At 56.0% G+C, this 15,021-nt stretch carries 11 protein-coding genes; 6 read left to right on the forward strand and 5 right to left on the reverse strand.

What is annotated here, in order from left to right; all coding sequences use genetic code 11:
* Positions 1–239: 239 nt before the first annotated feature.
* Complete coding sequence (locus tag EDF78_RS23620) at positions 240–1,226, reverse strand: arabinose ABC transporter substrate-binding protein (RefSeq protein WP_095922102.1); 987 nt, start codon at positions 1,224–1,226, stop codon at positions 240–242.
* A 416-nt stretch (positions 1,227–1,642) separates the two neighbouring features.
* Between EDF78_RS23620 and EDF78_RS23625 the strand changes: the two genes are divergently transcribed.
* From EDF78_RS23625 to EDF78_RS23645, 5 genes are all read left to right on the forward strand, one after another.
* Positions 1,643–3,322 (forward strand): ribulokinase, encoded by a 1,680-nt coding sequence (locus tag EDF78_RS23625; protein ID WP_095922103.1) that lies wholly within the window; start codon positions 1,643–1,645, stop codon positions 3,320–3,322.
* 36 nt (positions 3,323–3,358) lie between these two features.
* Positions 3,359–4,864 carry an L-arabinose isomerase gene (gene araA / locus EDF78_RS23630; protein ID WP_133824024.1) on the forward strand — a complete coding sequence of 502 codons (1,506 nt, stop codon included), beginning with the start codon at positions 3,359–3,361 and terminating at the stop codon, positions 4,862–4,864.
* 295 nt (positions 4,865–5,159) lie between these two features.
* On the forward strand, positions 5,160–5,909 hold the full coding sequence (locus EDF78_RS23635; RefSeq protein ID WP_095922105.1) for an ABC transporter ATP-binding protein: 750 nt from the start codon (positions 5,160–5,162) through the stop codon (positions 5,907–5,909).
* A 77-nt stretch (positions 5,910–5,986) separates the two neighbouring features.
* Positions 5,987–6,928, forward strand: a complete 942-nt coding sequence (locus EDF78_RS23640) for an ABC transporter substrate-binding protein (protein ID WP_205948401.1) — start codon at positions 5,987–5,989, stop codon at positions 6,926–6,928.
* Positions 6,929–6,975: 47 nt separating this feature from the next.
* Positions 6,976–8,634 (forward strand): iron ABC transporter permease, encoded by a 1,659-nt coding sequence (locus EDF78_RS23645; protein ID WP_133824025.1) that lies wholly within the window; start codon positions 6,976–6,978, stop codon positions 8,632–8,634.
* Here EDF78_RS23645 and EDF78_RS23650 read toward each other — a convergent pair.
* The 4 genes from EDF78_RS23650 to EDF78_RS23665 all read right to left on the reverse strand — a co-directional run bounded on the left by EDF78_RS23650 (position 8,631) and on the right by EDF78_RS23665 (position 13,563).
* Positions 8,631–10,133 (reverse strand): MDR family MFS transporter, encoded by a 1,503-nt coding sequence (locus EDF78_RS23650; RefSeq protein ID WP_133824026.1) that lies wholly within the window; start codon positions 10,131–10,133, stop codon positions 8,631–8,633. The two genes, EDF78_RS23645 and EDF78_RS23650, sit on opposite strands and share 4 nt — an antisense overlap.
* A gap of 129 nt (positions 10,134–10,262) precedes the next feature.
* Positions 10,263–10,949, reverse strand: a complete 687-nt coding sequence (bioD, locus tag EDF78_RS23655) for a dethiobiotin synthase (protein ID WP_095922109.1) — start codon at positions 10,947–10,949, stop codon at positions 10,263–10,265.
* 322 nt (positions 10,950–11,271) lie between these two features.
* Positions 11,272–12,495 (reverse strand): ROK family protein, encoded by a 1,224-nt coding sequence (locus tag EDF78_RS23660; RefSeq protein WP_095922110.1) that lies wholly within the window; start codon positions 12,493–12,495, stop codon positions 11,272–11,274.
* Between the two features lie 168 nt (positions 12,496–12,663).
* A complete protein-coding gene (locus EDF78_RS23665) occupies positions 12,664–13,563 on the reverse strand; it encodes a LysR substrate-binding domain-containing protein (RefSeq protein ID WP_119826145.1) in 900 nt (299 codons plus the stop codon).
* Positions 13,564–13,705: 142 nt separating this feature from the next.
* Here EDF78_RS23665 and EDF78_RS23670 point away from each other — a divergent pair, with 142 nt between their 5' ends.
* A complete protein-coding gene (locus EDF78_RS23670) occupies positions 13,706–14,998 on the forward strand; it encodes an MFS transporter (protein WP_095922112.1) in 1,293 nt (430 codons plus the stop codon).
* Positions 14,999–15,021 lie beyond the last annotated feature (23 nt).

Consider the following 15,021-nt stretch of genomic DNA (forward strand, 5'->3'; position numbering starts at 1 on the left):
ACCTGGAAGTTGAGTAAGTATGGATGCACGCCACTGCACAACAGAAAACAGTTCGTAAAACTTCCTGTCGTCCGCCATGCAGCAGCGTTATCTAATGCTCGTTTAACTCGCTATTCCTCTAAATCATTCGGGTTGCAGGAAGGCGGCAAGTTCGTGAATCCCCGGGAGCTTACATAAGTAAGTGACCGGGGTGAGCGAACGCAGTCAACGCATCTGCAGCCCGAAGGATGACGAGGAAATTACATTAAGCCTTTCTTCTTCAGTTCTTCTTTGAAGTTATCGCGGGTGATCAGCACAACATCCGTCACTTCGGTAAATTTCGGTGGTTCAACGCCTTTGGTGACCCATTCGTTCAGCATCTGGATACTTTTATAACCGTGGATATCCGGGCTGGGTAACAGGGAACCGTAGAAGCCGGTTTGCGCGCTTTTTGACAGCTCATTGACCGCATCCACACCGTTGATGCCGATGCCGATCACGTTAGCGGCTTTAAAGCCCTGACCTTCTGTTGCACGCACGCCACCCAATACGGTGTTGTCGTTCATGCCGATGATCAGCCAGTTTTTCACTTCAGGATGCTGCACTAACAGCGAGTTACCGGCATCCAGTGCGCCCGGGATATCGTTAGATTTGGTGGGCACTTTGTAGATTTGTTTTTCCGGGAAGCCGGCCGCTTTCAGCGCGTCCATGGAACCGGAAGTACGACGACGTGCGGTGTCAAGCTCATCGGCAGTAATCGCCATCACGCCGGTATCAGCAGCTTTCCAGCCACGTTTTTGCATTTCTTTATACAGTTCCTGCCCCTGACGTTCGCCGATTTTGGTCGCGGCCATCATCACTAATGGCACTTCTTCCATTGGCTTGCCTTTGGCATTCACGAACTGGTCATCCACCTGGATCACTTTCATGTCATAGCTGCGCGCTTTCGCCATGATGGCTGGCCCGAGACGCGGGTCTGGCGTACAGATGACAAACCCCTTCGCGCCGTTGGCCGCCAGGCTGTCGATCGCGTTCAGGGTTTTTTCACCATCCGGCACGGCGATTTTGATCACGTCGAAATGCAGATCTTTCCCGGCTTTATCTGCGAAACGCCATTCAGTCTGGAACCACGGCTCTTCCGGTTGCTTGACCAGGAAGCCAAGCTTCGGATTCTCAGCCGCCATAGCTGAATGTGACATAAGGGCAGCTAACCCGACCGCCGCTAATGCCTTAGTGAATTTATGCATGATGTTCTCCGACTTTTATTGTTGTTTTTCACAATCGCAGTCCGAAATCTGGTGGTTTTGCGCAATCATGAAAACGTTATCAGTAGCGTAAGGAAACAAAGTGAATGTGCGGCGAAGTCCTGTCTGTAGCGGATTGACGTCACACTTTCTTGTAAGACGGGTTAAGTTTTAGCGGTAATTTTGCAAAGGAATGTAGAGCGTTATCACACGGCAGGAAAACAGCAGGATTGTGCATAGATATAGCGATTTTAGCCAAACGCTAACATTTGACCAACCTCACAGAAACATCACGGGGAGCAGATTTGTGCATACTTCCAGCTAACGCCTCCTCACTCCCTTTTTTCCATCCTCCTACTGTTAGATCAATTCGATTCGCCGCCGTAATGACTACGGCAAACCTGAAGGAGTGAGAAAGAATGACGCAAGGTGCGATTGCTCTTGGTCTTGATTTTGGCAGCGATTCCGTCCGTGCCCTGGCAGTGGATTGCCAGACCGGTGCCGAGATGGAAACCGACGTGGTGTATTACCCGCGCTGGAATGAAGGTCGCTATTGTGAAGCGGCAAAAAATCAGTTCCGCCACCATCCGCTCGACTATATAGAAGCCATGGAACAGGCGATTAAAAACGTGGTGCAGCGTCTGGGCAGCGAGCGTGCGGCGCGTGTGGTGGGGATCGGCGTCGATTCCACCGGCTCCACGCCGGCACCGGTAGACAGTGAAGGCAACATTCTGGCGCTGAAGCCGGAGTTTGCCGAAAATCCGAATGCCATGTTCGTGCTGTGGAAAGATCACACGGCAATCGAAGAAGCCGAAGAGATCAACCGCCTGTGCCGCAGCGGCGATTTCCCTGACTATTCCCGCTATATCGGCGGCGTGTATTCCTCCGAATGGTTCTGGGCGAAAATCCTGCACGTTTCCCGCGCCGATGCCTCCGTGAAAGAAGCCGCCGCCTCCTGGGTTGAGCTGTGCGACTGGGTGCCCGCCCTGCTTTCCGGCACGACCGCACCCGATAAAGTGGTGCGCGGTCGTTGCAGCGCAGGACACAAAATGCTCTGGCATCCGTCCTGGGGCGGCCTGCCACCCAAAGATTTCTTTGCCGCGCTCGATCCGCTGCTGGTGGAACATCTGCCATACCCGCTGTTTACCGACACGGTCACTGCCGAACAGGCCGTGGGCACCCTGACGCCGGAATGGGCGCAGCGCCTTGGCCTACCGGCCAGCGTGGTGCTTTCCGGCGGCGCATTCGACTGCCATATGGGCGCAGTCGGCGCGGGCGCACAGCCGTATACGCTGGTCAAAGTGATCGGCACCTCCACCTGCGACATTCTGATCGCCGATAAAGAACGGGTCAACGACCGGGCTATTGCCGGGATTTGCGGACAGGTCGAAGGCAGCGTGGTACCTGACATGATCGGGATGGAAGCCGGACAATCCGCTTTCGGTGATATGTACGCCTGGTTCAGTCGTCTGCTGAGCTGGCCGCTGATTCAGGCGGCCAAAGCCCATCCTGAAATGGCACCACAACTGACCAGCCTGCAAAAAAACCTGCTGTCCGATCTTACCGCCGCGTGGGCAGCCAGTCCGAAACTCGATCACCTGCCGCTGGTACTCGACTGGTTTAACGGTCGCCGGACACCTTTCGCCAACCAGCGTCTGAAAGGCGTGATTACCGACATCAATTTAGGCACCGAAGCGCCGGAACTGTTCGGGGGCTTTATCGCGGCGACGGCCTTTGGCGCGCGCGCCATCATGGAGTGTTTCGAACAGCAGGATATTCCGGTGGAAAACGTCCTGACACTCGGCGGTATCGCCCGTAAATCGCCGGTCATCATGCAGGTTTGCGCCGATGTCATGAACCGTCCGTTGCAGATTGTCGCCTCCGATCAGTGTTGCGCGCTGGGCGCCGCGATTTTTGCCGCCGTCGCCGCCGGAGAGTTCAGCGATGTGCCTGCCGCTCAGGAAAAAATGGCCTGCAGCATCGAACGCACCCTGCTGCCGGACCCGCAGCGCGTCGAACAATATCAGCGCCTGTACGAACGTTATCAACAATGGTGTGCCAGCACAGAACCGCTGTTTGCAGCGAAACCGGCGCATTAATCCCTATTTTACCTATCCGATATTCAGGAGTTACAAATGGACGCGTTTAAACATCTCGAAGTGTGGTTCGCCATTGGCAGTCAGCATCTGTACGGACCGGAAGCATTACGTCAGGTAAAAGAGAACGCCGAGAAGGTGGTCAATAGCCTGAACAGCGAAGCCGGTTTGCCGGTCAGACTGGTACTTAAACCACTGGTCACCACGCCGGATGAAATCACTGCGCTGTGCCGCGAAGCCAACTACGACAATGCCTGCGTGGGGATCATCACCTGGCTGCACACCTTCTCCCCGGCCAAAATGTGGATCGCCGGTCTGGGCATCCTGCATAAACCGCTGTTGCAGTTCCATACGCAATTCAACGCTGAAATTCCTTGGGAAACCATGGACATGGACTTTATGAACCTGAACCAGACCGCACACGGCGGCCGCGAGTTCGGTTTCATCGGCGCCCGTATGCGTCAGCAGCACACCGTGGTCGCCGGTCACTGGCAGGATGGCGAATCCCATCGCCGTATCGCCCAGTGGATGCGCGTTGCGGCAGCGAAAAACGAAAGCCAGCACCTGAAAGTGGCGCGTTTTGGCGACAACATGCGTGAAGTGGCGGTAACCGAAGGCGATAAAGTCGCGGCACAAATCCAGTTCGGCTACAGCATCAACGCGTACGGGATCGGTGACTTGGTCAGCGTGATCAACGAAGTCAGCAAAGGCGATATTGATACGCTGATTGAAGAATACGAAGCCACCTACCGCCTGACCGACGCCGTGAAACTCAACGGTGAACGTCGTGAGAATCTGCTGGATGCGGCAAAAATCGAGCTGGGGATGACCCGTTTCCTCGAACAAGGCAAATTCGGTGCGTTCACCACCAACTTTGAAGATCTGCACGGCATGAAGCAATTGCCGGGGCTGGCGGTTCAGCGTCTGATGCAAAAAGGCTACGGTTTCGGTGGCGAAGGCGACTGGAAAACAGCAGCCCTGCTGCGCATCATGAAAGTGATGGCCAGCGGTCTGAAAGGCGGCACCTCGTTCATGGAGGATTACACCTACCACTTCAAACCGGGCAACGATCTGGTGGTCGGCTCGCACATGCTGGAAGTGTGTCCGTCGATTGCCAAAGAAGAAAAACCGCTGCTTGATGCGCAGTACCTCGGCATAGGCGGCAAGGCGGATCCGGCGCGTCTGATCTTCTCCACCCCGGCAGGCCCGGCGGTCAATGCCAGCGTCATCGACATGGGCGACCGTTTCCGTCTGCTGGTCAATCTGGTGGATACCGTTGAACAGCCACATCCGTTGCCAAAACTGCCTGTGGCCCGCGCGATCTGGAAAGCCCAGCCATCACTGGCCACGGCGGCAGAAGCCTGGATCCTCGGCGGCGGCGCGCACCATACCGTGTTCTCACAGGCACTGGATATCGACGCCCTGCGGTTGTATGCGGAACTTACCGGGATTGAATTGCTGGTGATTGATAACGACACCACGCTGCCGGACTTCAAGAATCAGATCCGCTGGAATGAGGTGTATTACAAGCTTTGCAATCGCTGATGTGCTTGCTCCTCCCACTTCAAAGAGCCGTTTTTCTTTGCTCCTCCCCCTGCGAAGGGGGAGGCCGGGAGGGGGTTTTAAAGCCAAACACTCTGTAAAAGCACACTTCAACTCTTTGATTTTTCGTTAATACCCCACCCCAACCCTCCCCTTCGCAGGGGAGGGAGTCGTCCCAGTCAGTCTTCACATTTCGTACGCCTCCCCGACAAGAACCCACACAAACTGTCATCCGTCCGTCACATTCCCCCTTTACGCTCACACCCACAATTAAATCCCAAAGAGGATAGTACCAACCATGATCATTCCAGCTCATACCAGCGGGAATGCGCCATCGCGCATGTCTTCTCCTCCTGCTATCGCCATTCATCAGGTGTCCCATTTCTTTGGGAACAATCAGGTACTCAATCACGTCAATTTATCCGTGCCGGAAGGGACGGTTCTCGCGCTGCTTGGCCCTTCGGGCTGCGGAAAAAGCACGCTGCTGAAAATGCTGGCGGGATTACTCCATCCCGCATCGGGGCAGATCAGTTTCGGCGGCGATATCGTCGCCAGCGGAACATTCAGCCTGCCGCCGGAAAAACGCAATCTCGGCATGGCGTTTCAGGATTACGCCCTGTGGCCGCACATGACCGTGCGCCAGAACGTCGCGTTTCCGTTGCAGATGCGCGGTATCCGTGGCGCGGTGCAACAGGAAAAAGTGATCGCCGCACTGGCCCGCGTCGGGCTGGCGGATTTCGCCTCGCGCCGCCCTGCTGAACTTTCCGGTGGTCAGCAACAGCGTGTGGCACTGGCGCGGGCAATTGTCGCCGAGCCACGCATTTTGCTGTTCGACGAGCCGCTGTCGAACCTTGATCGTGACCTGCGCGAAAGTCTGTGCGACGAAATGGCGACCCTGCTGCGCCAGCTCGGCACCACGGCGGTGTATGTCACTCACGATCAGCATGAAGCCCGCACACTCGCTCACTGCATCGCGCGGATGGATAAAGGCGCGATCGTCAGCATTGACCAGACTGACCCTTCCGTTGTTTCCCCTTTTGTTGCTTAACCTTTGATGGAATGAAAATGATGAACCGCACACACAATAAAACTCCTCACACGTTCTCCCGTACCAAAACAGGCGTAATGACAGCAATGACTCTTTCTCTCGCAATGGCCGCCGGCAATGCGCAGGCGCTGACGCTCTATACCGCCGGGCCGGGTTCTCTGGCAAAAAAACTGGCCGCAGGCTATGAAAAACAAACCGGCGTGAAAGTCGATGTGTTTCAGGCAACCACCGGCAAAGTGATGGCGCGACTGGAAGCCGAACAGGCCAACCCGCGCGCGGACGTCTTAATTTCGGCGTCCTGGGATACCGCCACCGATCTTGAACAGCGCGGCTGGCTGCTCGAATACCAAAGCCCGAATGCGGAACAGGTTCCGGCGCAGTTCAAAACGCCGTATTACGTCGCTCAGGGGATTTCCGCACTGGGGATTGTGTGGAATACCAAAAGCGGCACCACCGAACCGAAAGACTGGGGCGATTTAGCCAAACCGGAATTCAAAGACAAAGTCACCACGCCAGATCCGTCGCTTTCCGGTGCCTCTCTGGATTTGCTGATCGGGTTACAAAATGCTCACGCGCAGCAGGCATGGACGCTGTTTGAAGATCTGAAAGCCAACGGCATGATCATCGCAGGGCCAAACGCACAGGCACTGACGCCGGTGTTACAGGGGGCGAAAGCCGCCGTGTTCGGCGCGGTGGATTATGTCTCTTACGCCAGCGTGCAGGACGGTGAATCGGTCAAAGTGATTTTCCCGGAAAGCGGCACGGTGATCGCACCGCGCCCGATGATGATCCTCAAATCCAGCCAGCAACAGAAGGAAGCCAAAGCCTTTATCGATTACGCACTGTCTGCGGAAGGTCAGAAACTGGTCGCCGATGCCTGGCTGATGCCTGCCCGTAGCGATATCGAGGCCAAACGTCCGTTGTTTAAATCACTGAAATTATTACCGGGATCCTCACAGGCTTCTGCGTCACGTAAAGAGGTTCTCGACCGCTTTGCGAAACTGTTCAGCCAGCAATAATTCCTTCTCGGGCTGTTAAAAAGCAGCCCGCTTCTGAGATGTAATCAATGAATAGAAATGCTTTCCTGCCGGGCGTAACGGGTATTGCGCTGTTGCTGCTGGTCGCGGTGCCGGTCAGTTTTGTGATTTTACAGGCGGTCTTTCCGCATCTCGATACCGGCAGTTATTCCGCACCGTTCAGTGCTTTTACCCGCGTGTTCGCCGAATCTCAGTTACAGGAACTGTTTGCCACCACGTTAAAAGTCGGTCTGGGTGTGGCGCTGTGCAGCGGGCTGATTGGCGTACCGCTCGGTGCCTTGCGTGGCCTGTTCGCACTGCCCGCCGCCGCGCTGTGGGATATCCTGTTTCTGGTGCCCTTCCTGCTGCCGCCGTACATTGCCGCGCTGTCGTGGATGCTGGCGTTACAGACCAACGGTTATGCGCAGCAACTGCTGCCGTGGCTGCATCTGAATGATTTTCTGTTTTCCCTGCCGGGCATGGTAGCGGTGATGACGCTGAATGTGTTCCCGGTGGTGTATTTCGCGGTGTCACGCAGCATGGCCGCCAGCGGCAGTCGTCTGGCCGATGTCGCGCGCATTCACGGCGCGGGGCCGTGGCGGGCGTTTATCCGTATCACGTTGCCGATGGCGTTACCGGCTATCGCCTCCAGCCTGCTGCTGGCGTTTACCCTGTCGATTGAAGAGTACGGCGTACCCGGTGCGCTGGGGTCGCGCAGCGGTATCCTGATGCTGACTACCGGCATTGAACAGCGCCTTGCCGACTGGCCGGTTGATTTGCCGGGCGCGGCGGTGCTGTCGCTGATGCTGGTGGCAATGGCGCTGTGTGCTTACAGCGTCCAGCGCGCCGTGCTGGCAGGCAAAAATGTCGAAAGCATGACCGGCAAACCGGCGGACGTGACACAAAAACCGCTGGCGGGCTGGACGCTACCGGTGCTGATACTCTTTACCTGTGTCGCACTGATCGCCGTCGCGCTGCCGGTGGTCTCCATGCTGGCCACGGCGTTTTCGCGCACCCTGTCCGGCGGCTTGTCGGTATCCAACCTGACCCTGCGGCATTTTGGCAATCTGTTTGCCGCCCACGGCGACGCGCTTGGTGCGTTGTCGACCAGCCTCAGTCTGGCGCTGGGCACAGCGCTGATCGCCGGGGCGACAGGCTTTCTGGCCTCGTGGCTGGTGGTGGCGCGTAAAATTCGCGGGGCGGCGATGATCGACGGGTTGTCGCTGTTACCGGCCGCGTTGCCGGGGATTGTGGTCGGCGTCGGTCTGATTCTGGCGTGGAACCGCAGCTTCTGGCCGGTCACGCCGTATAACACCTGGGGCATTCTGCTGCTGGCGTATTGCTGCCTGCTGCTGCCTTATCCGGTGCGCTATGTCAGCGCGGCGCTGAAGCAGATTGGTGGCAATCTGGATGCCGCCGCACGGGTGCATGGCGCGACGGCGGCACAGACATTACGGCTGATTTTGCTGCCGCTGGTATTTCCCAGTCTGCTGGCGTCGATGATGATGGTGTTTGCCGTGGCGTCGCGGGAACTGGTGACGTCCCTGCTCTTGTCACCGGCGGGCGTACAAACGGTGTCGGTGTATGTCTGGCGGCAGTTTGAACAGGGTTCGGTGGGCGATGGTATGGCGATGGCGTCGGTGGCCGTGTTTATCAGCCTGACGCTGATGTTAATCGCCGTCAGGCTGCAACAACGGCCTGCGGCTTAGCTTTCCCGCTGAGGTTCAGTATGCGGGCGGTCGCCGGACGGGATCAGTAAACCGGCGGCGACTGCCAGCACAGAAATCACCGCCGAGACCACGAACACCCAGTGCAGCGAGGCGGCCACGCTGTCGGTCAGCGCGCTCAGTTGCTGGCTACCCATCGTGCTGCGGGTGGCTTTCTCCATCAGTTGCTGCACCGGATCGTTTACCTGTGGCAGGCGGTATTCAAGATTGAGATTCAGCGTCGCCCCCAGCACCGCCGTGCCGATGGCGGAACCAAGCATACGGGTAAAGAGTGTGGACGCGGTCGCAATGCCGCGGATAGCCGGTTCCACACTGTTTTGTACCGAAACAATAAAAGTGGTGTTAGAAAGCCCCATCCCTGCGCCAATCGAAAAGGCCGCCAGCCGCGCCATCCATAAACCGGACGATGGTGAAAGCAGCAGCAACGCCAGACTGCCGCCCACCAGCAATACTCCGCCAGTGACCGCCGTTGCGCGGTACGAGGTTGCCCGCATCAGGCGGCCACTGAACATACTCGCCAGCGGCCAGCCGATCGACATCAGCGCCAGTGTGGTGCCCGCCTGTAGCGGTGTGCCGCCGAGAACGCCCTGAACATAGGTGGGTAAAAACGCGCTGATCCCCATCATGGTCGCGCCGATGATCAGCCCCCCGACATTACCGGCAATAATCACCTTACTTTCCCACAGCGCCAGCGGGAATAACGGCTCCGGCGTTTTACGCTCCTGACGGATAAGCAGTAATCCGCTGCACACGGCAAACGCGATCAGCGCCAGCGCCAGCGCCCAGTAACCCAGCACTTCGGCCTGCAACAGCGCCAGCAATAATGCCGCGACAGAAAGGGTCAGATAACCGGTACCGGCCAGATCCAGCTGATGCGGTTTACGCTGGCCGTCGGGCGGCAGGTATTTCACCAGAATGACCATCGCCACCAGACCGATCGGCACATTCACCCAGAACACCACCGCCCACGGAAAATGCGAGACTATAAACGCGCCCATCAGCGGCCCGACGATTGCCGACACGCCCCAGACACTCGACAAATACCCCTGCGCTTTCGCCCGCTCCTGCGGGCCATACACATTGGCAATCAGCGTGGTGGCTATCGGCGTGATCGCTCCGGCACCCAGCCCCTGCAAGGCACGGAAACCAATCATCCAGCCAAGGGAAGGCGCAAATCCGCACAGCACTGAGCCGATCAAAAACAGCGTGGTGCCGATGAAAAACATCTTGCGGCATCCGTAGAGATCGGCCAGTCGCCCGTAAACCGGCACAGTGATCGCCTGCGTCAGCAGATAGACCGCAAACACCCAGCCCAGCAGCGAGAAGCCGCCGAGATCACCGATAATGGTCGGCATCGCGGTCGCCACAATGGTCACTTCCACGGCGGCCATGAACATCGACAACATGCAGGCGGTCAGAATGAGGGGGCGGTGAGAAGATTTAACAGCAGATGTGTTTACATCAGAATGATTGACGGCCATGTTCCCTGTTTTCTTTAGACTTGTCTTGATGAATGCACTCAGGCAGATACCCGATTATAGACAAAAAAGAGGCGCTGAGTTGTGCACTCAGCGCCTCTTCAGGACAGATTTTCCGTGACAACGTCACCGTCAGGCTTTTGCCAGCGTCTTCAGATTGAAGCTGGACAGGTCGATAAACTTCGCCATATCGCGACTTTCCGCCCGGGGCAGATACGGAATTTCCCCCAGCAGCGGCGCGGAAATATTGGCGCTGATGGCGTCAATGGTTTCCTGATAGTGTGCCAGACACGGGTTGATGCGGTTCGCCACCCAGCCCAGCAGCGGCAGTCCGTCGGCAATAATCGCTTGTGCGGTTAATAAGGCATGACTGACACACCCTTCCTGAATACCGACCACTAATACCACCGGCATATTTTGCTGGCGTACCCAGTCAGAATATAAAAGATGTGGGGTAATCAATGTCCTCCAGCCATCACAACCTTCTACAACAACAGAATCCGCCTCTTCACGCATGAAATTGAGGCCATTCGTCATTATTTCAAAAACATTATCCGGGATATGACTGGCATAAATATCTTCATCCGTTAATGCCAGTGGCGTTATTTTATTAAAAGGATAAGAAATAGAAGATGACTGCTGGAGAGTTACCGCATCTTTATTTCGAACCCCGTCGGCCAGCTCCTGGCTGCCAGTTGCAATAGGTTTATAGCCTAAAACGCAGCGATGCTGCGCGGCTAAGGCCTGAAGCAAGGCACGTGTGACAATGGTTTTACCTACACGGGCATCCGTACCCGTGACGAAAAAGTGCGTTAACATGGAATTCAGGCTCCGGGATCTCTCCGTCTTATTGAAAGATAGTCTCCGGTAAGAAAACCGCGCCAGAGACAAAGTAACGACAGAAAGTCTAGGCGATGCGGGATGAGAGCGGTTTGCGTTAGCGCAATGTTTTGTTGACTGATAGTGCGGTGACGGCGAAACGGTTATCGCTTTTTTATTTAAAACAGACAGTAAAGGAATATCCAAAATAATCAAAATTACGGCAAGGCGGCAAGTGAGAAAGTCCCGATGAGCTGACATAAGTCAGTGATTCGGGCGAAAGAACGCAGCCACCCAGAGGTAATTTTAAGTATGAAGGATATTAGCCTTGCAGTAATTTTATTAGAAGTGATCCGCTATATAAGGCGTCTTTCACTAATGCCGCCCCTGGCATGGTGCCCTGATTATAAAATTGTGTGGATTCCAGTTTAATATTTTCGCTATAAGCGGGAAGTGATTGCTGCTGAATACAGGACATTATCGCGGGATGCAGAATATCCTGAGATAAATTAAGCGGTGAGCCAATCAGCACTTTTTCGGGATTAAACAGATTCACCATGATCGCCAGAATACGCCCGACGCTCTGCCCGACGCTGATGATCACATCCCGCGCCAGCTGATCGCCCCGGTTGGCGGCATCACATACCGCTTCGATGGTCAGTGACACACCGTGCAATAAACTGGCTGGAACCGGTACCGTTAACCGCTGACGAACAAGCTCCAGAATGCTGTCGGTACTGGCGACAGTTTCAAGGCAACCGTGATTGCCGCAATAACACCGCTTACCGTAGGGGTCCACCTGCGTATGGCCGATTTCTGCCACGCTGCTGCTGCCCGCGTGTAACACCCGTCCGCTGGTGATCACCCCTGCGCCGACGTTATGGTCAATGACCACCTGCACCACATTTTTACAGCCACGCGAGGCTCCGTAGAGCGATTCGGCCAGCGTCCAGGCACCGATATCATGCTGCACATACACCGGCAAACCGGTATGTGCAGACAAGGTATCGCCCAGCGGCATATCGAACACATCGTGATAGAACGGCATACGGTGAACGATGCCGCGACGGGCGTCGATCATGCCCGGCAGGGTGATGGCGATGGCGGTAAGGCGCTCGAGTTTGCGCTGATGACGGATAAAAAACTGATCGATTTCAGAAATGATGCGGCCAAGCAGCGGTTGCGAGGCCTGCTCCGGCAGCGGCAGGACTTCTTCCACCACCAGCTTACTGCTGAGATCGCGTAAACCTAACGTGATGGAACCGAGACTGATACGGGCTGAAAGGTAGTGCCAGGCCTGGGTGTCGAGCGCGAGGCCGATAGCCGGACGCCCCCGGCTGCCGGGATCCTGAAATTCCGTTTCCAACACCAGATGCGCCTGTAATAACTCGCGGACAATCTTGGTAATACTGGCGGGTGCCAGTTGTGCTTTTTTCGACAATTCTATGCGCGAAATGGGACCAAACAGATCTATCAGGCGGTACACAGCACCGACATTGGTTTGTTTAATTTGATCTATATGTCCTGGTTGCCCGTCGGGGATCACTCAAGGAACTCCTGTTATTTTCGCGCTTCAAAATAAAGATTAGGGCTATGTTGGGGTTTTTGTCATATGTCGTCAACTATTTGATTCGTTATGTGATTTGGTGCACAAATTACGTGAAAAGGTACTCAGAATTGACTGGAAATACAGCATGTTCGGCCCTCGCCGCCTTCACTCTTCGTGTAACAGCAAATCCATAAAAGCGCGTGTCGCGGCCGTCACCGGACGCCGTGCGTGATTCACCAGCCAGAGTTCCGTCGTCCCCTGCATTTCACCAAACCGCAAATAACGCACGCCCTCGACCTGAATGCGCAGATAAGACGCTGGCAAAATGGAGACTCCCAGCCCGGCCGCCACCAGCCCGATGATGGTCAGCGGCTCGCCCACTTCCTGGGTGATAAAGGGCGTGATCCCCTGCGCTTTCAGCTGGCCGAGAATATCGTCGTACAGTGACGTGCCGACATCTTTGGAGAAAAAAACAAACGGCTGATCGGCCAGATGCTGAAAGGTCAGTTCCCCGTCGGCCAGGGCATTCAGCGGGTGGTCTTTATGCACCACGGCGATCAGCGGCTCGGACAGCACCAGATGATGTTCCAGCTCGTCCGGCAATTCGCCGTTACGCATAATGCCCAGATCCAGTTTTCCCTCCAGCAACGGCTCGATCTGCTGTTTGCTGTTGAGCTGCTCGATACGTATATTGACGCCCGGATAGGTCAGACGGAAACGGTGCAACGTCCGGGACACACGGCGCAGAAACGGGGCTGAAGAGGTCAGCCCGAGTGTCAGATTGCCTGACTCACCGCGATGTATCCGCGCCGCCTGCGCCGAGGCTTCATCCACCCGCTGTAAAATCTGCCGCGCTTCCTGCAAAAAAGCCTGCCCCGCCTGAGTCAGCCGCACGCTGCGGTTATTACGGTAAAACAGCGCCGCCCCGAGATGAGTTTCCAGTGCCTGAATTTGCTGGCTCAGCGGCGGCTGGGAAATATGCAAACGTTCTGCGGCGCGACCAAAATGCAGCTCGTCAGCCACGGCGATGAAATAACGCAAATGACGCAGTTCGATGTGGTTCATGGTGGCGATCAATGTGTCCTGATTGATACTTTAAACATATCGTTTTCGAGTAATTAATATATTAGACAATAAATGCCTCAGCGTTAAAATTCTTACACATTTTAAAATTAAGTTTTACAGCACCCCGTATTAAGGACTTACAGTGAAAACCTCCCGGCGGATTGCCGCTGCACCAGCCAGTGATTCAGTTAACGACGACGAGTTAAATCCCGAAACCCCTGTCGCCCGCTCCGGTCTTAAAACTCCTTTTATCAAACGTGGTACGCCGCAATTTATCCGCGTCACGCTGGCATTGTTTTCAGCCGGTCTGGCGACCTTTGCGTTGTTGTATTGCGTTCAGCCGATCCTGCCGGTGCTGTCGCATGATTTTGGTGTTTCACCGGCGACCAGCAGTTTGTCGCTGTCGTTATCGACCGGTTTAATGGCGATTGGCCTGCTGTTCACCGGGCCGGTATCTGACGCCGTCGGGCGAAAATCGGTGATGGTGGTGGCGTTACTGCTTGCCGCCGGTTGCACACTGGTGTGTTCATTTATGCAAAGCTGGGATGGCATTCTGATTATGCGCGCCCTGATCGGCCTGTCACTGAGCGGCGTGGCGGCGGTGGCGATGACCTATCTCAGCGAAGAAATTCACCCCAGCGTGGTGGCCTTCTCAATGGGCTTGTACATCAGCGGCAACTCTATCGGCGGTATGAGTGGCCGTCTGGTCAGCGGTGTACTGACCGATTTCTTCTCATGGCGCATCGCCGTGGCCGTGGTGGGCTTCTTCGCCCTCGCGGCGGCAATCATGTTCTGGCGCATCCTGCCGCCGTCTAAGCATTTTCGTGCCAGTTCGCTGAAACCACGCAAACTGCTGATTAACTTCAAGCTGCACTGGCGCGACAGCGGTTTACCGTTACTTTTCGCCGAAGGTTTTCTGCTGATGGGCAGCTTCGTGACCATGTTTAACTACATCGGTTACCGCCTGCTGTCATCGCCTTACAACCTGAGTCAGGCGATTGTCGGGATCCTCTCCATCGTCTATCTGATGGGCACATACAGTTCGCCGAAAGCCGGTGTGCTGACCGGTGTTTATGGCCGCGGGCCGGTGCTGATCGGCGCGACGGCGCTGATGCTGCTGGGTATTGTGATCACCGCCTTCTCACCGGTCTGGCTGATTTTCATCGGTATGATCCTGGTCACCGGCGGTTTCTTCGCCGCCCACTCCGTCGCCAGCGGCTGGATCGGCCGTCGTGCGCGTCGTGCGAAAGGTCAGGCCTCGTCTTTATATCTGTTCAGCTACTACGCAGGATCGAGCGTCGCCGGGACATTAGGCGGCTTCTTCTGGCACGCCTACGGATGGTACGGGATCACCGGATTTATCAGTCTGATGCTGATTGCCGGCGTGGGCGTCGGGGTCCGGTTGATGCGGCTTTCTGAGGCAAAAGCCGCTTAATGGGGTGTCAACTTTTAATAGAC

This window comes from Rahnella sp. BIGb0236 (assembly GCF_004364755.1).
Classification (GTDB): Bacteria; Pseudomonadota; Gammaproteobacteria; order Enterobacterales; family Enterobacteriaceae; genus Rahnella; species Rahnella victoriana.

Excerpts from the sequence above, each read along its gene's own strand:
- araA (WP_133824024.1), top strand. The coding sequence starts at position 3,359 with ATGGACGCGTTTAAACATCTCGAAGTGTGGTTCGCCATTGGCAGTCAG.
- bioD (WP_095922109.1), bottom strand. The coding sequence starts at position 10,949 with ATGTTAACGCACTTTTTCGTCACGGGTACGGATGCCCGTGTAGGTAAA.
- EDF78_RS23625 (WP_095922103.1), top strand. The coding sequence starts at position 1,643 with ATGACGCAAGGTGCGATTGCTCTTGGTCTTGATTTTGGCAGCGATTCC.
- EDF78_RS23665 (WP_119826145.1), bottom strand. The coding sequence starts at position 13,563 with ATGAACCACATCGAACTGCGTCATTTGCGTTATTTCATCGCCGTGGCT.
- EDF78_RS23650 (WP_133824026.1), bottom strand. The coding sequence starts at position 10,133 with ATGGCCGTCAATCATTCTGATGTAAACACATCTGCTGTTAAATCTTCT.
- EDF78_RS23645 (WP_133824025.1), top strand. The coding sequence starts at position 6,976 with ATGAATAGAAATGCTTTCCTGCCGGGCGTAACGGGTATTGCGCTGTTG.
- EDF78_RS23640 (WP_205948401.1), top strand. The coding sequence starts at position 5,987 with ATGACAGCAATGACTCTTTCTCTCGCAATGGCCGCCGGCAATGCGCAG.
- EDF78_RS23620 (WP_095922102.1), bottom strand. The coding sequence starts at position 1,226 with ATGCATAAATTCACTAAGGCATTAGCGGCGGTCGGGTTAGCTGCCCTT.
- EDF78_RS23635 (WP_095922105.1), top strand. The coding sequence starts at position 5,160 with ATGATCATTCCAGCTCATACCAGCGGGAATGCGCCATCGCGCATGTCT.